Annotated in this window: 27 protein-coding genes and 3 CRISPR repeat arrays; of the genes, 5 read left to right on the forward strand and 22 right to left on the reverse strand. The window is 44.3% G+C overall.

Annotation, left to right across the window (positions count from 1 at the left end; all coding sequences use genetic code 11):
* From AACQ84_RS14540 to AACQ84_RS14555, 4 genes are all read left to right on the forward strand, one after another.
* A partial coding sequence (locus AACQ84_RS14540; RefSeq protein WP_012308478.1) for a ParA family protein occupies window positions 1-597 on the forward strand: 597 nt, incomplete at its 5' end.
* Window positions 594-779 (forward strand): hypothetical protein, encoded by a 186-nt coding sequence (locus AACQ84_RS14545; protein WP_012308479.1) that lies wholly within the window; start codon window positions 594-596, stop codon window positions 777-779. The genes AACQ84_RS14540 and AACQ84_RS14545, both read left to right, overlap by 4 nt.
* Window positions 780-1,275: 496 nt before the next feature.
* The gene (locus tag AACQ84_RS14550) at window positions 1,276-1,503 is read left to right on the forward strand and encodes a hypothetical protein (protein ID WP_041444066.1); all 228 of its coding nucleotides are present in this window, start codon (window positions 1,276-1,278) and stop codon (window positions 1,501-1,503) included.
* The gene (locus tag AACQ84_RS14555) at window positions 1,500-1,904 is read left to right on the forward strand and encodes a type II toxin-antitoxin system VapC family toxin (RefSeq protein WP_012308480.1); all 405 of its coding nucleotides are present in this window, start codon (window positions 1,500-1,502) and stop codon (window positions 1,902-1,904) included. The genes AACQ84_RS14550 and AACQ84_RS14555 overlap by 4 nt, the downstream gene beginning before the upstream one ends.
* Window positions 1,905-2,159: 255 nt before the next feature.
* Here the strand turns inward: AACQ84_RS14555 and AACQ84_RS14560 are convergent, their stop codons facing one another.
* The 11 genes from AACQ84_RS14560 to AACQ84_RS14610 form a co-directional block, all read right to left on the reverse strand.
* Complete coding sequence (locus tag AACQ84_RS14560) at window positions 2,160-3,260, reverse strand: IS4-like element ISSysp2 family transposase (RefSeq protein WP_012308481.1); 1,101 nt, start codon at window positions 3,258-3,260, stop codon at window positions 2,160-2,162.
* A 412-nt stretch (window positions 3,261-3,672) separates the two neighbouring features.
* Complete coding sequence (locus tag AACQ84_RS14565; protein ID WP_238986480.1) at window positions 3,673-4,287, reverse strand: HupE/UreJ family protein; 615 nt, start codon at window positions 4,285-4,287, stop codon at window positions 3,673-3,675.
* 52 nt (window positions 4,288-4,339) lie between these two features.
* A complete protein-coding gene (locus AACQ84_RS14570; RefSeq protein ID WP_012308483.1) occupies window positions 4,340-4,696 on the reverse strand; it encodes a nitrile hydratase accessory protein in 357 nt (118 codons plus the stop codon).
* Window positions 4,697-4,772: 76 nt separating this feature from the next.
* Window positions 4,773-5,396, reverse strand: a complete 624-nt coding sequence (gene nthA / locus AACQ84_RS14575) for a nitrile hydratase subunit alpha (protein WP_012308484.1) — start codon at window positions 5,394-5,396, stop codon at window positions 4,773-4,775.
* Between the two features lie 12 nt (window positions 5,397-5,408).
* Complete coding sequence (gene nthB, locus AACQ84_RS14580; protein ID WP_012308485.1) at window positions 5,409-6,155, reverse strand: nitrile hydratase subunit beta; 747 nt, start codon at window positions 6,153-6,155, stop codon at window positions 5,409-5,411.
* Window positions 6,156-6,221: 66 nt separating this feature from the next.
* A complete protein-coding gene (locus tag AACQ84_RS14585) occupies window positions 6,222-6,731 on the reverse strand; it encodes a DUF1097 domain-containing protein (protein WP_012308486.1) in 510 nt (169 codons plus the stop codon).
* 29 nt (window positions 6,732-6,760) lie between these two features.
* Window positions 6,761-7,726 (reverse strand): CobW family GTP-binding protein, encoded by a 966-nt coding sequence (locus AACQ84_RS14590; protein WP_041444067.1) that lies wholly within the window; start codon window positions 7,724-7,726, stop codon window positions 6,761-6,763.
* A gap of 518 nt (window positions 7,727-8,244) precedes the next feature.
* Window positions 8,245-8,418, reverse strand: coding sequence for a hypothetical protein (locus AACQ84_RS14595; RefSeq protein WP_159449842.1), 174 nt, complete (start codon window positions 8,416-8,418; stop codon window positions 8,245-8,247).
* A gap of 315 nt (window positions 8,419-8,733) precedes the next feature.
* On the reverse strand, window positions 8,734-9,234 hold the full coding sequence (locus AACQ84_RS14600) for a hypothetical protein (protein WP_012308489.1): 501 nt from the start codon (window positions 9,232-9,234) through the stop codon (window positions 8,734-8,736).
* An 11-nt stretch (window positions 9,235-9,245) separates the two neighbouring features.
* The gene (locus AACQ84_RS14605) at window positions 9,246-9,644 is read right to left on the reverse strand and encodes a hypothetical protein (RefSeq protein WP_012308490.1); all 399 of its coding nucleotides are present in this window, start codon (window positions 9,642-9,644) and stop codon (window positions 9,246-9,248) included.
* Window positions 9,645-9,654: 10 nt separating this feature from the next.
* Window positions 9,655-10,641, reverse strand: a complete 987-nt coding sequence (locus AACQ84_RS14610; RefSeq protein ID WP_012308491.1) for a ParM/StbA family protein — start codon at window positions 10,639-10,641, stop codon at window positions 9,655-9,657.
* A 294-nt stretch (window positions 10,642-10,935) separates the two neighbouring features.
* Here AACQ84_RS14610 and AACQ84_RS14615 point away from each other — a divergent pair, with 294 nt between their 5' ends.
* On the forward strand, window positions 10,936-11,265 hold the full coding sequence (locus AACQ84_RS14615; protein ID WP_143589482.1) for a hypothetical protein: 330 nt from the start codon (window positions 10,936-10,938) through the stop codon (window positions 11,263-11,265).
* A gap of 13 nt (window positions 11,266-11,278) precedes the next feature.
* Here the strand turns inward: AACQ84_RS14615 and AACQ84_RS14620 are convergent, their stop codons facing one another.
* From AACQ84_RS14620 to AACQ84_RS14670, 11 genes are all read right to left on the reverse strand, one after another.
* Window positions 11,279-11,677: a helix-turn-helix domain-containing protein gene (locus AACQ84_RS14620; RefSeq protein WP_012308492.1), complete on the reverse strand. Its 399-nt coding sequence runs from the start codon at window positions 11,675-11,677 to the stop codon at window positions 11,279-11,281.
* Window positions 11,658-11,960 carry a type II toxin-antitoxin system HigB family toxin gene (locus tag AACQ84_RS14625; RefSeq protein WP_041444069.1) on the reverse strand — a complete coding sequence of 101 codons (303 nt, stop codon included), beginning with the start codon at window positions 11,958-11,960 and terminating at the stop codon, window positions 11,658-11,660. The genes AACQ84_RS14620 and AACQ84_RS14625 overlap by 20 nt, the downstream gene beginning before the upstream one ends.
* 124 nt (window positions 11,961-12,084) lie before the next feature.
* Window positions 12,085-13,446: direct repeats of the CRISPR family, unit length 37 nt; unit sequence GTTTCAGTCCCGTAATCGGGATTTAGTGGTTGGAAAG.
* A 112-nt stretch (window positions 13,447-13,558) separates the two neighbouring features.
* Window positions 13,559-14,167: a CRISPR direct-repeat array (repeat unit 37 nt; unit sequence GTTTCAGTCCCGTAATCGGGATTTAGTGGTTGGAAAG).
* 108 nt (window positions 14,168-14,275) lie between these two features.
* Window positions 14,276-15,035: direct repeats of the CRISPR family, unit length 37 nt.
* Between the two features lie 212 nt (window positions 15,036-15,247).
* On the reverse strand, window positions 15,248-15,541 hold the full coding sequence (gene cas2, locus AACQ84_RS14630; RefSeq protein WP_012308495.1) for a CRISPR-associated endonuclease Cas2: 294 nt from the start codon (window positions 15,539-15,541) through the stop codon (window positions 15,248-15,250).
* Entirely contained in the window at window positions 15,538-16,515 is a 978-nt protein-coding gene (gene cas1d / locus AACQ84_RS14635) for a type I-D CRISPR-associated endonuclease Cas1d (RefSeq protein ID WP_012308496.1), read from the reverse strand. The genes cas2 and cas1d overlap by 4 nt, the downstream gene beginning before the upstream one ends.
* Before the next feature lie 2 nt (window positions 16,516-16,517).
* On the reverse strand, window positions 16,518-17,096 hold the full coding sequence (cas4, locus tag AACQ84_RS14640; protein WP_012308497.1) for a CRISPR-associated protein Cas4: 579 nt from the start codon (window positions 17,094-17,096) through the stop codon (window positions 16,518-16,520).
* 4 nt (window positions 17,097-17,100) lie between these two features.
* Window positions 17,101-17,883, reverse strand: coding sequence for a CRISPR system precrRNA processing endoribonuclease RAMP protein Cas6 (cas6, locus tag AACQ84_RS14645; protein ID WP_012308498.1), 783 nt, complete (start codon window positions 17,881-17,883; stop codon window positions 17,101-17,103).
* A complete protein-coding gene (cas5d, locus tag AACQ84_RS14650; RefSeq protein WP_012308499.1) occupies window positions 17,876-18,631 on the reverse strand; it encodes a type I-D CRISPR-associated protein Cas5/Csc1 in 756 nt (251 codons plus the stop codon). The genes cas6 and cas5d overlap by 8 nt, the downstream gene beginning before the upstream one ends.
* Before the next feature lie 69 nt (window positions 18,632-18,700).
* Complete coding sequence (cas7d, locus tag AACQ84_RS14655; protein ID WP_012308500.1) at window positions 18,701-19,690, reverse strand: type I-D CRISPR-associated protein Cas7/Csc2; 990 nt, start codon at window positions 19,688-19,690, stop codon at window positions 18,701-18,703.
* A gap of 44 nt (window positions 19,691-19,734) precedes the next feature.
* A complete protein-coding gene (gene cas10d / locus AACQ84_RS14660) occupies window positions 19,735-22,656 on the reverse strand; it encodes a type I-D CRISPR-associated protein Cas10d/Csc3 (RefSeq protein WP_012308501.1) in 2,922 nt (973 codons plus the stop codon).
* Window positions 22,657-22,669: 13 nt separating this feature from the next.
* Window positions 22,670-24,814: a type I-D CRISPR-associated helicase Cas3' gene (cas3, locus tag AACQ84_RS14665; protein ID WP_041444070.1), complete on the reverse strand. Its 2,145-nt coding sequence runs from the start codon at window positions 24,812-24,814 to the stop codon at window positions 22,670-22,672.
* A 146-nt stretch (window positions 24,815-24,960) separates the two neighbouring features.
* Entirely contained in the window at window positions 24,961-25,227 is a 267-nt protein-coding gene (locus AACQ84_RS14670) for a hypothetical protein (protein WP_041444071.1), read from the reverse strand.
* Between the last annotated feature and the right edge of the window lie 223 nt (window positions 25,228-25,450).

Raw genomic sequence — 25,450 nt, forward strand, 5'->3', positions numbered from 1 at the left:
ATGCAGATTATTACTGTCACTGGGTATAAAGGCGGAGTAGGTAAGTCAACGAGCGCAATTCATATTGCTGCCTATCTCGCCCGAAACCAGAAAACCATATTGATTGATGGTGACCCGAACCGAACGGCTTTGAATTGGAGTCAACGGGGGGAGATGCCTTTTACAGTTGCTGATGAAAGACAGGCGATGCGTTTAATTACGGGCCATGACTTTGTCGTGATTGATACCCCAGCACGCCCCAACAGTGACGATCTACAAGAATTAGCGAAGGGCTGTGATTTACTTATCCTGCCAACAACCCCGGATGTGGTGAGTCTTGAACCCATGTTGGCGATCGCCAATGATGTGGAAGACGCAAGATACCGAGCGTTACTAACGATTGTGCCCCCCTACCCCAGCAAGGAAGGAGAAACCATGCGTAATGAGTTAATCGCAAACGGTCTCCCTACTTTTCAGAGCATGATCCGCCGTAGCGCGGCTTTCCAAAAAGCGGCTTTAGCTGGTAAACCAGTAAACCAGATGTCTGGTAGAGATAGAATTCCTTGGAATGACTTTGAGGCACTCGGAAAAGAAATTATGGAGGTACTAAGAAAATGAGCAGCAAATTTGGAGACATCATCGGAAAAGCAAAACAAACCAGTAAACCAGATGACCAGATATCTGGCAAACAAGATAAGCAGTCTACCGAGACCGAAAAAATGGCGAATCTTTGTGTGAAGGTTCCCAAGACCCTTAGGCAGCTTGGGCGGCAGAAGCGAAACGGAATGGAATCACCATGACCGAAGTGATTGTCGAGGCTCTTAACCAGAAGTTTGGCAAACCATAAAACCAGATGTCTGGTTTTCTTCCTACATAAAATTTTTGATAATTCCGGAGTTTTTGGCAGGGAATTACTAGGAACTGAGAGGAGCAGAGTTAGTGATGAGACACTTTCCCATGTCTCTCTACTACCGTTCCAGCACGTTGTCCCCCATGGGACTATTTTGTAGGCGAGTTCTAGGATGCTGATTCTATCGTCGAATCGCTTCAAAAAGGTCAATCCTCAAAAGTTCTATCTCATATAGTTTTCAGCCATTATTTCTCCCATCCATAACCTTAGGTTTCTGCTCAAATGTGCCTGCCAGTCCATAATGCCCTTTGTTTCATGACGACAGATAGCATGTTTGAAGGGGCGAGAGTGATTTACTCGATGGGTTGATTGAAGAGTTAGAAAGTTAGGATTATGACATCGGAGAAAAGTTTTAACGGAAATATTGTTCTACTAGGAGTAAAGCAATGACTACCACGCAAATGCAAATTGTTGAGATGATTCAGAGTCTACCAGAACCTGCTTTGGATGAGATTAAAGTCTTTGTTGATTTTGTGAGTTGGCGGTATCAGCGGAATCCTGATGCTCCACAATCACTCAGTCGAGGGGAAGCGATGGTCGCAGCCATGGTTGGTCAAGGAACCAGTGGTCTGACAACGGATGAGATTATGCAGATGACAAGGGGTGAGGAATGAAACCTGTTTTGGTGGATAGTAATATCCTATTGGATTTATTTATGCGTGATCCGCAGTGGTTGCCGTGGTCATCTCAGCAGCTAGCCCGATGTGCAGATGAGTCGGAATTAGTGATTAATCCGATTATTTATGCGGAGATCTCTGCTGGCTTCAATACGGTCGAAGAGTTGGAGGGGGCGATCGCCTCGGTTGATTTCCGGCGGGAAGTTTTGCCCTATGGGGCGGCATTTCTTGCAGAGAAAGCCTTTCTACAATATCGACGCAGTGGAGGAACTAAGCGATCTCCCTTGCCGGATTTTTACATTGGGGCGCACGCACTGACGGCAGGTTATCGACTATTAAGCCGTGATCGCCAGCGTTATCAAACCTACTTTCCTGACCTTGATTTGATTGCACCTTAGAAGGACGTTGGGTTTGTTCCAACCAAAGTGGGGTCACGCCATAAAACGGAAAAAATCGCATGCTAAGGATTATGCAAATATCTGAAAGCTTTGTTGTGTAGGGAATCCAGTGATTGACTATGAACTCACGAAAAGGAAAAAATCGTACGTTAAGAGTCAAGAACTCGCAAACCATTAGTTAGACCAGAAATTTGGTAAACCATAAAACCAGATTTTATGTTGTGGCGATCGCACCTGGTTTTACGAAACGAACCTCTAAGTACAGGACAAAAGTTGTATGGGGTGAAACTCTGACCCAAGTAGAGATTGGGGAGAAGCGGTAAAAAAGCGACGCAATAAGTCAAAGTCATAGCGAAACAAACTCCGAGCTCGACGGCCATGGGCCTTGATGATACGAATCGGTTTTTGAGTATGTCGCCATAAACCCGCTTGCATCGCCCAGACAAAGCCAATGGCCAACAGAGCCAGCAGCTTCGACAAACGCACCTTATCGGTAAAATGGGTCGATTCCAAGCAAAAGCCACGGGTCTTAAGAGCCCCAAACAGGGTTTCAATTCCCCAGCGACGACGGTAATCTGCTAGAGCATTTTGAGGGTCATGGGTGGTGATGATAATCAGAAACTCATCCTCATTTTTGTGAGCTCTTCGTTTCGGGTCGAGACGAGTGCCCATGACGTAGACCTGACGACCCCAGACCCACCGTTTTCCTGACAGTATTCTTGTTTCGCCAATGGCTAAGGAGCGAAACAGATGTGACCCCGCGATGGCGGGTTGACCTTTGCCTTTACTTATTTTGTCGGTCTGACGTAGGCGCAGACGAAAGGGAATAGGCTTATCGAGCATCAGATACGATAACCAGGGCTTGCCGATAAACTCTCGGTCTCCCGTGAGATAGGCAATCTCGATATTGGGAAATAAGGTTTCAAAGCGTTCGAGCAAATCCATGCGCTCTGTACTATTGCTGTTGCCCCTCTTCTTTTTGAGCATCGTCCACATCAATGGATAGCCGATACCCTCATGGACGACGCACAGCATTAGGATGTTGAAGTCAGTTGTCCCCAATGACCAGTTGGTGCGGTCGATGCTTAAGACCCAAGGTTGCGGGATAGCCGCGATATTCATTACCATCCTGGCGATTTTGTCCATGTTGACGTCAAAGGACTGAAAGAATCGCTGCATGCGTTTGTAATTAGACTCTTCTGCTGCATTGCCTCCCCAGACGGTGGCGAGTTTGGCGAGATTGACGGTTTTTGCTCGGAACAGTGCCACCAGGAAGAGGGCGATAAATGACAGTCTGGCTCCATGCCATCCGAGATGAGGTCGCAATTGGCGGCGAATTTCGCTAATCTGATTCATGAGGGCTTGATTGATTTGTGCTTATTTCCATCAAACCCTCTCCCTCTATCCTTTTCAAACTTTTTGTCCTGTACTGAGAACGAACCTATAAAACTCTAGATTTTTCGCTGAAACTGGCTTTTGTTTAGCAATTAACTCTTTTGAGACAGGAGATATTAAGAGTTGATTTTCAAAAAAATAGCTTCAATCGTCCCAAAATTTATTGAAGCTATTAGTAGTTAATTGAGTGTATCGAGGCCGGCTCAACCATTTCGTTCTACTGCTCTTTAACATGCCTTAAATTTGCTGTTTTACTAAGCAAAAGAGAAAAAAAACTGTCATCTCTCTCCTTATCAAGGTTGTAAAGCCGCGAGCCAATAATGCCCCTTCGGAACCCTAGCCACAGCGACTTTAGGGCCAGTAAAGGAAACTGTCAGGCTAACCAAATACCAGACAGGAAGGCGAAGCCTAACCCAGCAAAAGCAGACCCGGCAAATCGAAGATTGAGGGTGCCCACTTCAGATTTTGCAGCAAGGCGCTTTGCGGTAGTATAGGCTGTGATCGTGATGACCATTTGAATGCTAGTAAAACCCAATAGATAAGAAAATAGCGGCCCCATATCGGCCCCCACAATTGCCTCCCCATAGGCATAGCCATGGAACAATCCGGAGATCGCCGCTAAGGCCAGCACGATGAACGGAGCAGGTGGTTGCTTGAGAGCCAACAAAATGCCAAATAGCAACACCGACGCCGAAATGATTACCTCCGGCAGCGGTAAGTTGAGCCCCATTAAATGCATTCCGGTACCCACTAGTGCCATCAGTGTAAAAGTAATGGGCATGATCAGACCTTGTCCCATCGCCGCTGCGAGTAGGCCAATGACTACTACGAATGCCAAATGATCCAGCCCAATGACGGGATGTCCTAGTCCTGATAAAAAGCCTTGGATGGCGTTGGTTGGTGTACTCCCGCCAAACGGGTGGTGAGCAAGGGCGGGAGCAGCGAGAGCGACGCTACTCAGACTCATAAAGCCACCCATGACCAACATACGGGTTCGGGAAAAATGAGGGGTCGATTTCATCGTTTATGTTCTCGAATGATTACAGTTCAGAAGGTTTGCAGTGCAGTAATTGCGATAGTTGGGTTTCGAGCTCACCTGTCGCAATTACCCCCGATTCAACCAGCACTGTTTCCAGGGCGGTTAACCAACACTGGTAATAGTCCCAGTTAGGGTCGTTGAGGTCGTGGGTGTTTTCCCATTCTTTAATCGTGGCCATGAGGGTTTGGCGAAAGTCTTCCCACTCGTAATAGCCCTGTTTGGAGAGGGCGATCGCCACGCCAAAGGCCATTTTTTCCCAATCACGATCAAAGTGGAGATGCCCATCTTTGCGCGGCGGTGCTTCTTTGGGATTTCCCATTAGGCTGGTCGCCGCAAAATGCTCGAATTTAGTAAACATTGCTGGTGTCTCTCACTATCGGCGGGCGGAATCAAGACTTGTTTTCATGTGTTTAGACTCCTCATTAACAAAAGGACTAAACTTGCACTGTGGCGACGCCCATCATGGCTTCTGGCGTCAACAGTGCGGTCAGTTCGGCTTCGCTCATATCTTCGGTGCCAGGGGGGCGTAGGGGTAATACCCACCAACGAATCTGGGCACTGCTATCCCACACACGCACTTCGACGGAATCATCGAGCTCAACCCCAAACTCTGACAGCACTTTGCGCGGTTCTCGCACAACACGGGCACGAAAAGTCGGGTCTTTGAACCAGTAAGGTGGCAGTCCTAAAGTGGGCCAAGGGTAGCAAGAACACAATGTACACACAATGATGTTATGAACCTCAGGTGTGTTTTCGACAATGCGCATGTGCTCGCCTTCAGCCCCTGACATACCCTGAGGAAAGTCCATTTCCTCACAGGCGGCATTACAGTCTGCTAACAGCCGCGCCTTAAATTCGGGGTCAACCCACGCTCGGGCAACTAGTTTTGCCCCATTAAATGGCCCCATTTGCGTTTCAAAATAGCCGAGGATGTTATCAACAGTGTCACCCGTGATGATCCCCTTTTCAATCAACAATGACTCCAGTGCTTTTACCTTTGCGGCACTAACAGCTTCGCGATCAGCTCCATATTTAAATCCGGGATAGTTACTAGGCATGAAGATCTCCTTTTACACAGCTTCGATATACACTTCAAAAATGTCGTTGTAGTAGAGCGAATTGGGCTCAGTCAAAGATTCTGGCCAAATATCCTTATTCTTAAAGGCCAGACTATACACGGGCATCGGTGTGCCAATGCCATCTTCTGTGGGAAAGAAGTAAGTAAACGCACCTTCGTACACCAGCACCACTTCCGCTACATGTCCCTTCAGATGCCCAGGTAAGCGGCTATGGTCAGCCGGTGAGACATTTTTGATGCGAACCTGATCGCCCACACTAAATTTTGGTGGGGCGGGAAGCTCTCGCATCGGTGAGTCCCCTTCTTGCAGATACTTCAAAACTTGGGCGTCGATTTCGGCAGCACCTCCATCCGGTAAGGGTGCCGCCGCCTTTTCGCTGTTCTCTAGCAATTCAGCAGTGCGAGCATCCAGTTCTTCCTGGGTGATGTACCCTTCAGAAATAAAAAAACCGGAAATGCCTCCTAACCATTTTTCGTAGTAGCGCAAACGGAAGTAGTCAAAAGGGTGCATGCCTTCGGCCCCCATGCGCAAGTGTCCCCAAGTCCAAAAGCTTTTAAAAGTGGTGGGCACTTCCTCAATTGCATAGTCGGGCAGCGAGTCACTCAGATGATTGCTGAGTGCCATCATGGCGGTGTGAATGCCAAAAATACGCTGTTCCCAAGGTTCGACAAATACTTGAGTTTCGGCATTGATAGGGTCGAGCCCTTCTAGCCCCCCCAGATTATGCTGTAGTTTCATCAGCAGTATGACTCCTTATGTCTGATGTATAGGTTAAAAATTGACTAAGTGGGGCAAGGTGCCCGATTATTCCCGCGCTGTGGCAACGGTAGAAGTGGTCATGGCTTTGCCCCACGCTTCGGACAGATAGCCGAATAAGTTGCCAAGAATCATGGCGACGATCGCAATTAACACCGGATTGTTGGGGACAGCAGCAGTTACGGGATTACCGGTTACTGCTACCGTCCCTACGGTTTGCGAAAAACCCCAGACAATGGCTGGTGTAATGCCGTGGGTAAAGGGTAATTTTGAGGCCTGCACCATACCAGCACTACCAATGCCCACACAAATGGCAGCCACTAGTGGATTTGGCCCAATCAAGTCGATAGCCCACAGTGAGAGGGCGGCAATAATAATGCCGGTAATATTGCAAGAAATAGACTTAATAAAGCCCCGCACACCGCCCCCCACAATAAAAAAGGAGGCCCAGGCAGTAAAAGTGACCCAAACCGGCACAGGGATGACCGTTGCAGTCAGGAAAACATCAACACCGCCGAGTACGCCGATGCTAATCGTTAAGGCTTCGGATTGTTTCATGGCAAATTGTATTCTGGATTATTGGGGGGTTATATCAAGCACTCGTTAAAACCGCACCGCAGTTCGACCTCGTCTAAATCGCGACCGATAAAGACCAGTTCATTGCGCCGCGTTTCTCCCGCTTGCCAAGGGCGTCCTGGACGGCCATCTAGAGTCATGTGTACACCTTGGAATACGAAGCGACGGCTGGCATTGTCCATGTCGAGAATGCCTTTCATACGGAAAAGATCGGGCCCACGGGCTTGTACCAATTGATAGAGCCAGCGATTAAATTGTTCGCCATTGACGACACCCGTTTCCTGAATCGAAATTGAGGTTACGGTTTCGTCGTGGTCATGGGCAGCTTCGTCGAGAAACTCTGGATCGATACTGAGAGCATTCTTTAGATCGAAAGCACCCACCCCCAGCACCGTGTCCAGTGAAATTTTGCAGTGTTGCGTCTGGTGAATTTTGGCGATCGCATTCATAATCCGAATGCGCTGCTCTAGCTCTTCTAGAATGAACGGCGACACTAGATCGACTTTATTCAGCAAAATCACATCAGCGAAAGCAATTTGTTCTTGGGCTTCACTACTATCCCAATGCTCCCAGATGTACTTAGCATCAACGACGGTGACAATGGCGTCTAATAACAAGCGAGAGCGCATCACTTCATCCATAAAAAAGGACTGAATGACCGGCGCCGGATCAGCTAGCCCCGTCGTTTCAATCATTAAGTAGTCAAAATCTTCGGAGCGCTCCATCAAATTGCTGACAATTCGGATTAGGTCACTCCGCACCGTGCAGCAGATACAACCATTGTTCATCTCGAAGATTTCTTCATCAGCATCAATCACCAATTGGTTGTCAATGCCGATCTCTCCAAACTCATTCACAATAACAGCGATACGCTTACCGTGTTGAGCGGTCAAAATATAGTTGAGTAGAGTGGTTTTACCGGCACCTAAATACCCGGTTAAGACAGTAGTTGGAATCAGGCCTTGCAAAGATTTTATCCTCCATAAAACACCTATCTAGCTCTAAATTTATCAATTGGATTTATATTAAAAAACTGCTTTGTTAGATAGCTCATCACAACATCGAAAAGGACAATATGACTCAAATTAACTTATATCGTTTTTTCTGCAGCTTACTAAAATAAAGATAAGATGTGAAGACGAAATAAACCGTATATTTGACGACACAAAAAAACTAAATTTACAAACATTTTAGTTTTTTTTGGACGGATATATGAGTCATTAATGTGTCACTGTGTTAAGAATAAATGTTTATAACATGGTCTACAACTGAACTATTTCAAGTTGTTTCATCCACAAAATCTGTTTTATGGCATGGCTTCTAATGAGGCTTATATCTAAGACATCTACTGTCTTAGACTTCTCTCCATTTCAGTGGTCATGCTGACCATACAAATATTTCAGTCCCCTTTTAGAGATTTACTCCAAATTTCTTTCTTCTTTGAGCAATCACAATTGTCATCAAGAGTATTCCCAACATCAGGGACAAAAGTTCTCTAATAATCATTGATGAGGGCGATCGCCAACACATTCAAAAATTTCTGCCATTTTCTGACAGAAGAAGTCCCCAGCCGATTGTGGATATTTTGCGCTTCGTCAAAAAAACCTTCCAGAGGTGTATAAGGTGTGGGGAAATTTCCTCGGCTTGACCAGAAGGTAATTGAATACAACTGCTCAGTTATTTCTAGCTGTACGCTGGGGATTTGGTGATAGTCTGCTGGCTTCTTGCTGGTGTTTTGCCCCCGGTTTGCTGGATTTTCTCAAGATGCTGGGATTATTGGCAGTTATTGCGAATATAATCTTTCTTGAGTTGTTCAAGCTTTAGTAAAACACCACTTAATCCCCACCAGATAACCAGCATTCCACCATCAAGACTAATTACAAACAATTGTACTGACTAAGGCTTCATTCGTCCGCCGCTTAAAAAAAGACCCCCATTGCGGGGGCCATCAACAAATGAGCCATGCTAGGAATTGAACGGATGGCTATTCCGCATCGAAGCCTGATTCTTCTGGTAGTGCGCGGATATCAGACATATCTAAGGTTTCGTCTCCGTACAGAACAGCATCAAATCTCCGTTGAAATGCCTCGGAGCGCCCAATCTCATTGAGCCGTTTCCAAAAGGAATCCACAATGATTTGACGAGCGACAGCCTGTTGCTCCTTCAGGACATGTGGCGTTTGTTCAATCACATGGTCGGCATAGATAGCTGATTCTCGTTCAAGGCGATCGCTGAGTTCCGTCTTTAACGTTGCATTGCTTGGCTTGGATTTGACCACGGGTTCAATGGGTTGATTGATGACTAGGGAAATTGCCTGTTTGTAGGTCTTGTTTTCCTGGCGCACGAGATGCCAGACCTGGTCTAGTAGGGCGGTCTGGGCTGGGGTAAATTCCTCGGTGTTGAGATCAATGGCCAAAGCCTCCAGGACTTGGTTGAGCTTGGTCATTGAGGTTTGGTATTGGGTGATGATGTCTTGTTTATTCATGGGTCAATGCCTCAAAAGGTGTCCTTCGCAAATAATCTGGGGCTAAAACAGGGGGCAGCATTAGCCTCAGTATCAGCTTCAATCCCTTCTTCGTCTCCGTCTCCGTCTCCATTAAATTTTTCCAATCGTGACAATGCTTGTGAATCTTCCAGAGATGAGGGAGAGAGACTATTAATCAAGGCAGTCAGTTGGTTAATTGCTTGGGATAGACGCCGGATTGAGAGTTCTGCTTGGTCTTTGATTTGCTCTGGTGTCGCGCCTCGTTTTTGTAGGATCCGGGGATAGTGCAGGAGCAGGAGGGCATCTTCTAGTTCTTTCTGTAGACTTCTACCCTCACTCTGTTTGAAGTCTTCCAGGATCTGCCGCAATGGACTATCTGTATCACTACGGAAAAAGTGTTGTTTACTCATTTTGTTATCTCTATAGGCTGTGTAAAAGTCCGTAGCTGTCCACCAGACGGCGGGCCATCACCCGATCCTTAATGCCTGATTTCACGACCCCCCGGGCCAGATGATTCGCCCAGCTCACTTTCCCTGATAAATGGCCCATGATTTCTTGTTCCAGGAGCATTGCTGCGCCACCACCGCACACCACATAGTCCACGGGGTTTTGTTCAGTGAGAAATAGCCGGATTTGTTGCCAATACAGAGGGAGACATTTTTTTATCTCCTGTTGGAGTTCTGGGCGGAGATTTTTCCCGGTGAAAATCATCTCTGCGAGGGCTATTTCATCCTTATGGCCTGTACGCTTCTGCACTTCTTGCACCAGCCACCGAAAGCCGAGGTTATTGGTCACTGATTCCATCACTGAGGGATAACCTTTGTCGGTCACTAACCATGAGGTATTACGATGACCAATTACCAATACAGCAACCCGGGCTAATTGGGGGTTAATTTTTCTGGGCAATCCCTGAAGAAAGAGCCCTGCGCCTTCTGGGCAGATGGTGATTTCGTTGAGATCTAGGGATAGAGATCTCCCGCAATAGAGGACTGTTTCCTGGGCGGCGACTAATCCTTCTTCTAGGCGGTCTTTTGTGACATATTCATCAAAGGGCAACAGAATCCCCAGGTCGATGGGTAATGTTTCCTGGATGAGGGTCTGCACATGGCATAGCACCCCCAGGATTTTGTACAGGGCTTTGATGTATTTCAGGTCATTGTTCCGGATAGCCGAACCTTGAAATTTCTTGGCACTAGCTCCCAGGAGATAGCAGGCTTCTTTATGGGATATCCAGGCATTTTCAACGTGGGTATAGTTCATCCCCCACCCAGCAGATTTCGGATAGTCCGGGGGCACTGCCGCGCAATAGGGGGCCATGGTAAAGCATTGGATTGAATCTCCCTCTCGCTGGTAGACCACTTTCGTGGCGCTACTGCCGGGGTCAATAACGATTTTGAGTTTGGACATAGTTCTTACCTCCTGACCCTAAAGAGGAAATGCCCTGAACAGCACGGATAGAAGTGATTTATTTGTTACACAACTTCACAATGGTTCGTCTGCAGAAGCTGTGATTGCCTGAGGTAAGTCTTGGTTCGGGGGGCCAAATTTTTGCTGAGGATTTTCTCTCTTTGAGGTTTAGTCTGAAGGGTAAAGTTGTATTACTGTTTACCCTGATGGTTAATTGCTGGTTATCTGCTGGGGATTGGGTGGTATTTTGCTAAAGTCTGGATAGGTCAAAACAGATTTCATTCGCAATAGTTGTTGAATAATCCCGGTTTCTTGAGAATTGCCAGCAAACAACAGGCAATAAGCCACCTAGCCATGGGCAAAGCGCCATCAACTTCTGACTGTCTAGCCACGGAATCAGAAGCACCCTCTGCCGTTTATCTTCTAGTCAAAGAGAGAAAATTTCCCCACACCTTATACACCGCCGGAGGTTTTTTTCTGGCGGAGGCAAAATCGCTGCTATCGGAAGCAGATTTCCTTGGGTCGGAAAAACAGAGAAAATTTCATCTTTCGCAAAAACTTCAACGCAAAATTTCAGCGGTCTTCACATTTTTGCGGGACGAGAAAGGACAGACTCTTCTCTGAATGAGCCCGAAATCTAAATAAACAAGCCTGGATCAACATTAAAAATGCGGCCTAATGCCCTGGCTTGAGATTTACTGATGCTCCTTTTTCCATTAACAACCTCGGAAACAACCCCGCTTGAGCCGATCACTCCCACTAAATCTTTTTGGCTCATGCCATTCGCCTCCATCAAATGCTGTAACACTTCATGGGGAGAAACCTTCGATATCGAAAAATGCTTTGTCTCATACTGTTCCACCAACAGTACAAGGAGCTTGAGTAGGGACTGTTCAGCTAAGCTTTTTTTCTGCTGAAAGAGTAGACCTTCTACCCGCGCCAATGTCTGCTCATACTCAGCTTCAGTCTCGATGACCTTGGGCATAGCATCCATTAGAAGTTGGGCATAGTTTTGTTTATCTAAAGTAGGGGTCATTTTTCCAAGTGTCCTTGTCGTACTCAGCGTGGGTCAAAAAATATTTGTAGTAAACGGTTTGAGATGGGTAGTCGATGCCAACGATTAAGCGATATTTATTCCCCTTGATGTTAAATACAGTAAAATTTCCGACGGCCTCCGCGTCTCGATAGGTTTTCCGAACCTCTTCTAGATTTTGCCATTGGGCCTGCTTGATCACTGCATACCAAGCATCTAGGGCTGATTTACTATCAGAGTATTTGGCTGCATCTTGCCTTAGTTTGCTGATGCTGATTAAGTGCATATAGTCCTTTTCCCCAATAGTAACCGAATACTCTCAAAATGAGAGTATTTAATAACAACTTCCAGGGCTGTTGTCCAGGTTAATAAAGTGGTAACTATCGCCATACATTGCCACGTGGACAAATGTTTCAGTCCCGTAGTTGGGATTTAGTGGTTGGAAAGCGCCACTGAAGCAAACGTGAGCAACGCGGAAGCCAAGTTTCAGTCCCGTAATCGGGATTTAGTGGTTGGAAAGCAGCCCACCCAAGATATCCCCGTCCGTGGGTCTTGTTTCAGTCCCGTAATCGGGATTTAGTGGTTGGAAAGTCTGCCACAAAAATCAAAGCCCCCATTTTTTCTTGTTTCAGTCCCGTAATCGGGATTTAGTGGTTGGAAAGTCGGCGAGGTCACCAAGGTCGGCTCCTGCCGCCGTGATTGAAGTTTCAGTCCCGTAATCGGGATTTAGTGGTTGGAAAGGCGGGAACAACTTTGATGCGATCCGAAGTACCAATTGTTTCAGTCCCGTAATCGGGATTTAGTGGTTGGAAAGTTTGCCTTTTTGTTAATCTCCGCCATCATTGCAGCGTTTCAGTCCCGTAATCGGGATTTAGTGGTTGGAAAGTTTTTTATTCATAGTCCTAATAGAAAAGGCGATGCCCTGTTTCAGTCCCGTAATCGGGATTTAGTGGTTGGAAAGTCGCCATGGGCCAAATTAGAGCGCCAAGGGGAGAAAGTTTCAGTCCCGTAATCGGGATTTAGTGGTTGGAAAGCCGTTTCGATTAATTTCAGAGGGTGCAATTTGAGTGGTTTCAGTCCCGTAATCGGGATTTAGTGGTTGGAAAGAACGACAAGGCTTACAAGGGGGTAATTCGTGATTTGTTTCAGTCCCGTAATCGGGATTTAGTGGTTGGAAAGTAGGCAGGGGAGTGAAATGGTTTCATGTTGGGCTCATGTTTCAGTCCCGTAATCGGGATTTAGTGGTTGGAAAGCAGTAAGATGAAGGAGGTGGTGCATATCACTTGCGTTTCAGTCCCGTAATCGGGATTTAGTGGTTGGAAAGCTAGATTTGCTTATAGAGTTGACTGTTATCGGGACTTGTTTCAGTCCCGTAATCGGGATTTAGTGGTTGGAAAGATGATGGCGTTGCCAGCGTTCTCGGATTGGAGAATTTAACGTTTCAGTCCCGTAATCGGGATTTAGTGGTTGGAAAGCCCTGAGAAGTTTGGCTGTTTTGCTGACTGCGATCTGGTTTCAGTCCCGTAATCGGGATTTAGTGGTTGGAAAGCATCGAGGCAGTAGAGCAAATCGCAGGCCACCTCATAGTTTCAGTCCCGTAATCGGGATTTAGTGGTTGGAAAGTCATTGGGGTCTGCATTGGGGCCATCGCTATCGTCCTGTTTCAGTCCCGTAATCGGGATTTAGTGGTTGGAAAGTGGGACGCTCCGTAAGGTTTGGAGAATAGGGTCTAGTGTTTCAGTCCCGTAATCGGGATTTAGTGGTTGGAAAGCACTTCGTCGCTGATTGTCCACCGACTTGCGAGGGCTGCGTTTCAGTCCCGTAAATCGGGATTTAGTGGTTGGAAAGATGCCCTTCTCTCATCGATGTTTGATTAAATCATCTGTTTCAGTCCCGTAATCGGGATTTAGTGGTTGGAAAGAAGCATTTTCCCTGGTCGCCGCTGGTAGCTTGTGGCAGTTTCAGTCCCGTAGTCGGGATTTAGTGGTTGGAAAGGCGTAACTGTCCTAATTGTTTCTCAAGGCTTAAGTTTCAGTCCCGTAGTCGGGATTTAGTGGTTGGAAAGTGGTCTCCGTCTCGCAAACGTAGTCGCCGCTAATGTTTCAGTCCCGTAGTCGGGATTTAGTGGTTGGAAAGCCCTAGCTTTCGCCAACTGCTGCGGCAAATCTTCGTTTCAGTCCCGTAGTCGGGATTTAGTGGTTGGAAAGCAGTGCGATTCAGCGGTGGGATAAAGAAAAATTGGTTTCAGTCCCGTAGTCGGGATTTAGTGGTTGGAAAGCCGATTCGCAAGTTTCATCATCAATCCCCGTGATGTTTCAGTCCCGTAGTCGGGATTTAGTGGTTGGAAAGCGGAACGTCGCGCCGAAACCATCGCCAGGACGGGTTTCAGTCCCGTAGTCGGGATTTAGTGGTTGGAAAGTGATTATGTTCAAGAAATCACAACGCAAAAGAAAAAGTTTCAGTCCCGTAGTCGGGATTTAGTGGTTGGAAAGTCAAGCGAGATACCCACCAGAAAGCCTTTGACCTGGTTTCAGTCCCGAGTCGGGATTTAGTGGTTGGAAAGGCGGCGGCTGATGTCGCCAATGCGGTTATCGATGGCCAGTTTCAGTCCCGTAGTCGGGATTTAGTGGTTGGAAAGTCCCAAGGGGGACAGGGCGGTGATCCTCGATGTTGCGTGTTTCAGTCCCGTAGTCGGGATTTAGTGGTTGGAAAGACTCGTCTATATATACAGAGATTACTACAGAGATGTTTCAGTCCCGTAGTCGGGATTTAGTGGTTGGAAAGCGGGAAAGTAGCCTGTTTTGTGGAGAATTGCAGGCGTTTCAGTCCCGTAGTCGGGATTTAGTGGTTGGAAAGTCCTTCCAAGTCGCAAGCCAAACTTGCTTATCCTTGTTTCAGTCCCGTAGTCGGGATTTAGTGGTTGGAAAGCACGCAGCACAATGATGTGACCACTACGGGTGAATTGTTTCAGTCCCGTAGTCGGGATTTAGTGGTTGGAAAGGATTGGTTTGGTCGGTCATGGTCTGCCTTGATGGCGGTTTCAGTCCCGTAGTCGGGATTTAGTGGTTGGAAAGTCAATCGTAGCGATTCAGGCCCAGGCGGTAGCAAGTTTCAGTCCCGTAGTCGGGATTTAGTGGTTGGAAAGTTCTGTTCCGCCTCAATCGCTGCAAGGGCATCCTGGTTTCAGTCCCGTAGTCGGGATTTAGTGGTTGGAAAGCCAACGCGATCTATCACGGTTGCTTCGATAAAAAGTTTCAGTCCCGTAGTCGGGATTTAGTGGTTGGAAAGCCTCTTTGAGACGAAAAACAGCGCCAACGCCTGGGTGTTTCAGTCCCGTAGTCGGGATTTAGTGGTTGGAAAGGCCCGCGATCCAGAAACCTGACGATACCTAGCTTTGCGAAGCTTATTTGGCAGATGTATCCCCATGAATCTGATTTTACCAACGATCGCCACGCAAGTTGTTGACCTTCAAGTATCGAAAAGTATTGAATTTTCAAGGTTCTAGAGATTTTGGCGAAGTCCCTAGGGTTTTTGGTCACGCTATGGGTTTGCCAACTTGATTTTAGGTCAAATCTAAAGAATGATGCTACCTGGTTTTTCTGGTGTAGATGTACCGTAGGCGATCGCCTTTTTAACAGCAGTGGCATCAAGGATATAGATACAGACAGCATCTTCATCTGGTTTGATCAATTTTTCTATCGAAGTTTGTAATTTTGCAAATTGCTTTGTCGTCAGAAAACATTCAAAAACACTAAATTGTTTCCAAGTGCCATAACCCGATAATAAATCAAACAAGCGTTTTCGGCGCTTATCCCCTGCCTTTGTAGAAGGTAAATCGTAAATGATCAGGTAAAAGAGAGTGTTCATCGAATAATTAAAGGTTCGTAGGGAATCCCTTCTTGTAGATGCCTCGCAAGCAGTCTCGCTTGTAGCTCAATGGCCCGACGATAACTGCACTTGTAGTTAAAAATGGGATGTTTAAATTCTGAACAAAGTTTGCGATCAAAGGCAGATAAAAAGACCTTACAAGCATCATCTTTGAGACGGTAAGCACCAAGACTTTCATTAAAATCTTTGGGTTTAATTTCTTTTTGTTTGAGGACAGTCAAAACAACACTATCGGCAATTAGAGGACGGAATTCTTCCATAAGGTCGAGAACGAGGGCGGGCTGACCACGGGTGGTTTCATGGAGGAAGCCGATGTAGGGATCGAGTCCAGCAATGTGGGCCGCAGCAGTCACTTGGGTGCGGAGTAAGCCATAACCGAAACTCAAGAGGGCATTGACGGGGTCGGTGGGGGGACGACGAAAACGTCCGGTAAATTTCCATTGGTCTCCTAAAATGTCCTGCCAGCAGGCGAAATATTCCCGCGCGGCTAAGCCTTCAACACCGCGTACTTCGTCGAGAGACTGTTTTTGAAGTACCAGTTTTTCGCGACCTTTGAGGGGATTTTCTTTTTGTCCCCGTCGGTAGAGGAGATTGTATTGGTTGTGGATTTTACCTTTGGCGATCGCCTTAACGATATCGAGGCGTTGGTTTGGGTTCTCATGGGCGCGAAATTGAGCAAGACGCAGTTGACCATTGCGGGATTCATTGGGGAGAGCAGAGCCAACATATTTACCAAAGCGACTGAGGTAATGGACAGGTAAACCAAGTTCTAGGGCATATCCAAAGGCTTCCCCTGTCATGCTGGGATAACCCAGAAGAACAATATCTTCCAAGGTTTGGGCAGGGATTGATTGTTTTTTCCATGTGCCATCTTCAGACTTCAGGGCGATCTTGAATGCTTCTTGTTGTTTGCTCAGAATGGCATCTGGCTGAGTTAGGTATAGAGTTGACATGGTTAATGGAATTTAACTAGTTTTTTAATTTCTTTAGGGAGGCACAAACGCTTTAGGCTGCAATCAGTGCACTTTTTTTGATTGGTGATTGGCAGAGGCATGGGGCGATTACTAGCAAGATGGGCTGCCATAATCGCTTGCTCGGTCAAGTTTCGGAGGGTTTGGGTAAATTCAACCTGTTGTCGCCGTCGATTGCCGTAATAGAAAATTTCACCGTAGGGAATTTCTTGTTTGGTGCGTTCCTCTAGGCATAGGGCTGCGGCGCAAAGTTGGAAATGATCATTAAGGTGCTTCCCCATTTTTCCTTTTTTATATTCGAGGGGAATCAGTAAGCCATCCGTTTCTTCGACTGCATCGATAATGCCCTTAATTTTTAGGCGATCGCTCCAAACCCATTGCTGCCTATGAATTCGGGTATCTCCTTCAGTTGATGTCCCAGCTTCGTTGATATTTCTGTGGAGATGGTTTCCCCGAATAATATGGTCATTGTTATCCATTTCTCCTAAGACATATTCAAAGTAGAAGCGTCGGGAACAGTACTCCCATGCATTTAGATATGCCAAAGGTAAGTAATTATCCATCTTCTTAACTTCTAACTTGTACTTGTCCCATACCCATAGTTGTTTTTCTGCCAACCCCTGAAAAAAAGGCAAACTCTGAGAGTACTGAAGCAATTTTTGCTTGTTCTGTATTCGGAAAAATATAGGTGACCCAGCCCTGAGCACCAATTTCAACTTTTTTTAAATGTATAGGTATGGTTTTTACATCGAAGGCAGCAATTGGTATTGACCAATCAACTTGAGAAAAGTGTAAATCTTCAGGCGCAAAATTATTCCATCGTCTTAAAAGGCTATTAAATACATGTTCTCCTAAAGGAAATACTTGGATGATTTTTCTGTCTACTTTGAAACTTGTAGAACTTTTGAAATCCAAAGTGATTTTTGATGAAACTGGGGTTTGAGAAATTAAAGAGTAGTGACTAGCGCCTGCCAGAGGATGACTACCTGGCAAAATATGGGTTTGACATAAGCGAAATCGAAATTTATCAAGACAGACAGATTGATTCACTGTTTGTTCTATACCATTAAGTAATGGCTGTAATAAATCACCTCTGAGCAAACAAATTCTAAAAAATAGGCGATCGCCAGCTTTTGTCAACTTGGCATGACGTTTTCCCATTAAAGGAGAAATAGAAAAAGGAGATATTTGGCTTTGATGTAGTTCTGTAGCTAAGAAAGGATTATCTTGTTTAAACCATTGTAATACTTGGGAATGAAGTGATCTTCCTAAAATTCCGGTTGGAAAACCTTTTTCTGCCGCTCCTAATTCAATCACAATTGAATAGAGACTATAGGGATCATTAGGCATGACTAGACTCCATTGCTGATTCTTTTACTATGGTTCCGGCTCCATAACTAAAATCTTGCGGTAAGCATAAATCTCGACCAATTTTCCAAAAGTTTCCTTCTAACTGCGATTGACTCAATAAACTAGATGGTGGCATCACCACGCGGTTGTAAAGGAGAATTTGTTGAGTTTCAGGACAATCTAGAGGATTTAGAGGATGACTACAGATATAAACCCCTGATTCAGATATTATCTTTTCCGAGGTGATCGCCTCCACTTCGACTCGAATTTTAGAAGACCATTTTCCTAAACGAATCCATACTGGCAGATCTAGCTCTCTTTGGCTCACGACATAAGTTAGAAACTCGCTACCTACTGCTAATTCTTTGGCACGACCATAATTAATCGGATAGTTTTTAGTTGCACCTTTCCCACCAAATTGAACAGAGCGACCATAATAGGCAGATTGAGCAGCTTTAAAGGTATTAATTTGATAAGACCAATGGACAGGTTGGGCGGGAAAAACGTAAATTCCCGAATCATTGAGATGAAGTAAATTCTGTTCGCGATCACGATCTAAATAAGCAGGTTTTTGAGCATTTCCTCCAACTAAGCCATAGGGATGGGGAATAATTGTTCCTTTAAAAAAAGCATAACTTAATGCCCAATTATGAAAATACTTTTCTGTTTCATAAAGAATTCCCATCTCTCGACTTGCAAAAAATACATTGTCATGGAGAGTTAATTTACAGCGATAAATTTTTGTCATAAGCACCTAAAAAGAGAAAGAAGAAAAGAGGGTCGAACTAATCATAACCCTCTGCAAATATTTAAAAATCTAAGATTTTGCTTTTTTCTTCCCACCCGATAACGCACCAAACTCTGTCGCATAATCTTGGGTTTGCTGATATAAAGAACCTAGAAGTTTTGTTAACTCAGCATCATTTTGGTAAATGTCATTTACTTCTTGGACTAATGCTTCTAAATCTGCACCGAAAATCAACTTAGATTTACGGACTGGCTCTTTATTTAAAAGATCTTGCGCAACGGTTGATGCTGCCTCACAAAGTTCAGAAATTGGTTTATTCAATTCCCCTCCAATATGGTCATAAAGAGCTTGGGTTAAATGCAGATTACTGAAAATTTCTCCATCAGCAAAAACAATCCCTACCAAATGGTTTTTCATCGTACCTGTACGAGATTCCTGCGCCCCATATCGTTTTGTTCGGAGTAGATTACCTAATACATAGACAAAACCTTCATAGGTTGCATCTCGCAATGATTCGACTGTGGGAAAAGTAACTTCTGGCAAGATGTGGGTCGAGTCATTAATTGCACTCCGCATTACCCCAGCTTCACTCATTGTTCCTCCTTCAAAAGGTGCATTAAAAGTAAAACTACGATGGGATTGTTCGTAAGTGCCTAGGGAAAAAGCAGAATCAGAATAGACTTTTGAACGTTCTGAGCCACTATCTCCAATTGCAAAACCATAGAGAATACAATCAGGACATTTTTTACAAGAACCTTCCCCGTTATATTCACAAAGGTTTTTCGCGCTTTTATCGGCACTTGTCAAACCTAAATTACGCAGAAGTTCACGACCTGATAAACGTTCTGGCGTAGTTTGTTTTCGCTTAAACATGACCAAACGGCTGAGTTGATCTGTTTGTTGTAATAGTCCTGCTTGGGTTCGGGTTGTATTCAAAACTCCATCAGTTTGAAATACTGGAAAAGATTGGGAGTGGCGCAACACTAGAAAATGAACATAGTGACCAGATGCAAGACGAGGAAAAGCAGGTTGAAATTGAGATTTTAGACTTTCTAACATGATGAAAAATTCCTAGAAATAATGAAGAGAATTGATATCTAAAATTAGTTTTGGTTTTGTTGTGTTTCTAACGCCAAAAGACGATAGGCAAATTCTGCACCGGACTTGATACGATTACGTTGTTCTTGGAGGATAGCGCGATCGCCTTTGCACATTTCCCCAAACAATTCCCGTACACAAGTGGTCATAAAGGTTTGAATTGCCTCTAATTCCTGTAATTGTCGTGTTTCATAGGCAACTGATTTGTCTTTAATGATGGGTCGGGTATAAACCTCTTGGCGATCTAGTGCGGCTTGGAGTTGACCAGAGCCTTGTAAAATTAATTCCTCTTCATCCCAGTCATCGGGAACAGACAAAATTTGTTCTAATGCCTTAGAAAGGGGTAATAAAATTGCATGGCTAGAGTCAGAAGTTCGCACTTGATAAAACTTGCGATATTCCTCAACCAAACGCTTAGTCAGTTTCAATTTTTCGGTCATAACAATATTTCCTTGGGAAAAAATTTCGGCAAATTGCCAATATTCAGTGATTTCTGAGTCATAGGGGCGATCGCGTTTTTCACGTCTTAATCCCTGTTCAGCAAGGGCAAATACATTTAAAACATCGGTCATTACCTCCTGTACGGTTTTGGGGAGATCCTGCCACCTCGCTTTAGGAGGGCTACTGCGGGCGGCAAGGTGTAGGGTATAAATCGCCAAAAGTTTATTCAAAGCTGGGGCAATATCTTCGACTCGTAAATCTGTCGAGATACCCAGTAAGCTCCAAAAACCTGCGACTCCATCGAGATGAATTGATTCTCGAAAATCTTGATCACTTCGATAGAGCGGAACCATGCTTCGGGTGGCGATCGCCTTCACTCCCAAGAGATAGGGTAGAAGTAAGGCAAGAAACGCAGGTTTAACCCAAGCATCGGTATCCGTTTTTTCTCTGCTAGTTGTATAAACAGTGGCAAGAAAGGGCAAATCTTCTTTTGTGTATTTCAGTTGAGAATTTGTTCCTAGTTCAACATCTTCATTAAGCCAAGGTAAAGACTTCAGACTAGCAAGATTCATCTTGTTGTTAACCCAATGCTTACGAACATCCCAGAGATTGATCGAAGCGATGCCATGCACTAATTCTCTAATTCCTTCTACAACTTGAGGGGCATAGACATAGGCAGGATAAAGATAGATAAAAATAGGTTGCTGATCCTCGAATTTACCCGCAGTAGCAGACCAGAAAGCCTGACGCAAAAGCATTTCTAGTGACCAAATTTTTGAAATACCTCGCTTAATTTGCCCACCACCTAAAGCATTTTTATTGCTGTACTGCTGGGGTTTAAAAAGAACAACTGAATCCATTTGATCCTCTGAAGGAAATTCCCCAGAACTCAAAGAACAAATCGGTTGTTTTGATTTTTTAGTTTTGGCATTAATGTAATTTTTTAGCTCCTGAATAAAGGCTTGATGGTCACTTTTCCAGCCTTGAATTTCTAGATAACGGTCAAGGTAATCTTCAAAAATTTGGCGTGTTGGGCTTTGATGTTTTGCAAAATAGCCTTCTTCCTCCGCCCATGTCGCAAGGCGATCGCCAAACCCCTGCAAAAACTCCTGAAATTCTTCTAAATCCCATGTGGCATGATTCGCAATGTAATGGGCTGCCACGCGATACCAGCCATAATTCACCCCACCGGATTGCACTTGGGTTTCCTCCAGCGCAATCACAGAAGTTAGCTCTAAATCTTTTAAAACCCACTCGATAAAAGGTTCAGGTAACAGAAAAATTTCTTTTTGTACAAGACCCAGTAACTCCGCAAGGCGATCGCAGCGTAAATCTGCAACTTCATTGAGTCTTTCCCGTTCCGCATCACTTAACTCTAGTTTTTCAAGACGTTTAGGTGTCGCTGGACTTTTTGCGTTGTTGACTTTGACCGAAATAACCTGAGGTAAAATCCGAACAATATCCGCCGCTGTTAATAACTCAGAAGTTTGAGGTGAGACTTTTAATCCTTTACCATCCCGCTTAAAACCCACATCACCAGCGGACATTTTTTTGCCTAATTCTTCGCTAATTCCCTGCCAAACAATCTGTTTGATTTCATCTCGTTCAGGAATTTCAGACTCTTGAGGAGCTAGATAAATGACACCTTGAGCAAAAAAGAGTAAAGGTTTCCAGTTTAATTTTTGAACAGTTCTGAGGGTAACATTATGGATTGCATTACTCAAAATCCCCGTTGTATCTCGCAAATGATGATAGACAAGCCTTTTTTCAATACTCAACCGACTTAATAAATCTCGCAGGCGATCACCCATCGTCGAACTTACTAAATCATGGGGACTCGTTAGGTGAACTGCTATATCTCCAAAAGTAAGTAAATGCCGGAGAGGATAATCTAATTTTCTTTCTTTAATCGTGAAGGGATAACCCGCATTTGACCAATTACTTGAAATTAAATTTGTATGTTGTTTACCATGAGTATTTTGAGCAAGATAAGAAATTTCAGCAATATAATTACGCCAATCTAACCAAAAGCCATCAAAATTCAACCGCTCACCTAATCGCAAACATATATTAATAATCTCCTGCACATTATCAGGATTAGGAGCCACGATGTCTTGAGCATGACAATGCTTATCATAATCATGGAGGGTAATTCCTAAACAAAGTAAACGTTGTTCAATGGCATTTGGAAATACATCTAATTCCTGCATCACATTCCACGTTGTCAGTAAGGCATTGAGAATATGAGCCGCTAATGTTTGATCTCCTTTTTTTGCAAAACTTTGAGCAATCTTCTGGGCTCTTTCTATGTCATAGCCCTGCCGCTCAAAATGCTTTTGATGGGAAATAAATGAACCTCCTAAGCCTGAAGCATTACCAAAATGTTCTTCAAGGGCAGGTAAAATAGTTTGAAAGTATTCTAAAAGAATAGAGTCTGTTTGCTCCGGTAAAGTACGAATCAGCAAAGTTTGAAGAAGGGTTGTCATGATTGTTGTTCCCTTAAAAAATTAAAGATTCACTGGTGGCTTGTTTGCAAAAATCCCCTAACCGCCACTTCAAAGCTTCAAGCAATAAAGCATCATGGTTAAACGCACAACCATAAGCATTCCCGCCACTATCCGTCAGACGATATAAACCGAAAAGAGGGCTAAGGCGTAATTTTCGACTAATATCCCAATGGCTAGAGGGATTATTGCGATTGACTGGAACAAGATAGACAAGATATTTACTACGACCCAAACAACGACTCAGTTCTGTTTGGATATGCCCTTTTAATTGGAGTCGATCTAATAGCATGAGTTGGCAACTAACAAGATGACTATGAGTAGAAAAAAGGGAAAGATTAAGACGCTGATCGAGCCATTTGGTGATTTTGAAATAACTAGTTAGGTATTGTTCAGGAAATTCTTCTATTCCATGTTTTGATTTTTGAGCCGCTTCGAGAAATGTTTCCCGGTCAATTACTTCAACAGTGGCATAGGGTAAAACTTTTAAAAGGTCATAGGAATAAAAGCGATCGCCATCCCAAATCCCTGACTGTAAAGAGGAGCCACCTCTAAATCGGAGCAATTCCTCTTGAGTCGCTTTTCCCACAGCGTCATTGCCTAAACCCCACCATCTACCAAAACCATTTATTTCTTTTTGATAGACTCTTTCTAGACTTACAATCATGCGGTCACGCAACTCTTGAGTTACAGCTAAATTATCTTTAGATTCACTCTTGGAACCGCCATAAACCATTTGGTGCAACATACCTTGTACTTGTAATTCCCCCCATCGTTTTTGATATTGCTTAAATTCCTGTGGTGCATTAAATGCAGTTTCAATGATTGTGCTTAATTCTAATCTATCGATTGAAGACCCCTCTTCTAACTCTTGTTTTAAACTGGCAATTATCCATTGGGTTTGGGATGGAATTAAGACATAGGCTTGATACTTCTGAAAACCAGCATGACGACCTAATCGCCCTAACCGTTGAATTACTGTTGCGGAATCACTACTTTCACAAATGAGTAAATGAATTTTGAAATCAACACCGACATCCACCGCTGATGTTGCAACGACTAATACGGGTTTTTCCAACTCTCGTAAATCGTTTTGGGTTCGCTGACGTTCTTGGCGATCGCATCTACCACTAATTTCCCTAACTTCCACATCAGGTAATATTTTTGATAAATTTCGACATAAACGACCCGCCGCAGCGACGGAATTAACAATAATTAAGCCCCGACCATTTTTTTCTTGATGTAATAGATTTCGCAAATTTTGGGATTGTGCTAATAGCCAACTTTCTGTATCGGTATCTTTTAAATGAACAAATTCTAGATTAATAGTCTGTAGGATTTGTCGATATCCCTGTTGAAGGCGATCGCTGTATTCACCCTGAATCTCGGCAATCTTAAACCCACTATTTTTTAAACTTTCTACAAAACTTGTTTTCGGTGTCGCAGAAGTAAATAAAAACTTGCGTTTACTTTGGGTTGCATGACGAATCAATAACAAACTATTCAACGCCGCTGCCATTTGATGTTCTCCAAAAATATGGAATTCATCAAACACCCACAGATCGGGAAACTTCGCCATGACCATCGGTAATTCAGATTGACTGCGAGCATTATCTCGATACCGAAAATGAGTAATGTAGTGAAAAATATCTGGATTTGTCTGAATGACAGGTTTTTGTTCTATAGATTTCAATAATTCTTGAAACCGATTACTGCCTTTTTCGCTAATCCGTCGGGCTAATTCTGCACCATAAAGGCGATCGACCCGTTTCTCTGCATTCAGACCAAACATCTGATGATATTCCTGCTGCTGTCGGTACTGATCTTCTACTAACTCAATTGTGGGATAGAGTCCCATCACCCGAAAGTCTGGATGAACTTTAGGGAGCAAAGCAGGCAAGGTCGCCCCCAAAGATTTACCGCCACCTGTCGCCACACGGTTAAAGATAATATCTGTATCACCTGCGGTTGTAAGTGCATAGGTTTGGGCTTGGTGGTCATAGAGAGGACAACTACAGCCATCGGGGGGTTGCATTTCAGGAGCTTGCTCCCTAACTTTACACACCGACTGACAACCTAATGGACATTGACCCAAACCCTCATTGAGCTTGGCATAGAGTGGCTTAACTTGAACTTTCATGGCATCCACTTTGGGTAATAAAAATATGCTATACCCTTTAAAATTAAAGTTGTAATCAAAAACAGATAACTTCTTTTTTGAGCACAGTTAAGCAATTGGTGAGTAATCTGGATCAGAAAACTCACCGCACAACACGAATGACTGGATTAAGCACTGATCTGTCGATAAGCCTTCCAGCAGTCTTTCTTCTCATGCAGCAGGAAATAAGACTGATAACTCACTCCTGCACCAATTCGCGGTAATCGATGTCTGGGTAATTGAGTGATTTTTAGAATGTCATGAGTCGTCATTTGCGATTCAACGGCAGGAATCTCCATTTGCTGGTTAAAACGCACAATGTCAGGATTCGGTTGAGGATCGAGCCAACCATGATTCTCCTGTTGAAATAAGGGGAGATTTTCGATATAATTCATGGCGAATAAGCACCAAATTTTAGGTTTGGTGGAATATATAAAGAAACGATTAAGCAGTTTGCGAGCAAGATCCTACCCCCGCTCAACGACTGCTTATTTTTGTATCGTGGCATAATTATCAGATTTTTGCAACCCCTTCTTTCCTCCCTTTAGAAATCCCTCCATGATTACTAACACCTTTTTTTCATGCTCTGCTACAATTAGCTCACGAAGGGTACAAAAA

The organism is Picosynechococcus sp. PCC 7002, assembly GCF_963860125.1.
Lineage (GTDB): Bacteria > Cyanobacteriota > Cyanobacteriia > Cyanobacteriales > MRBY01 > MRBY01.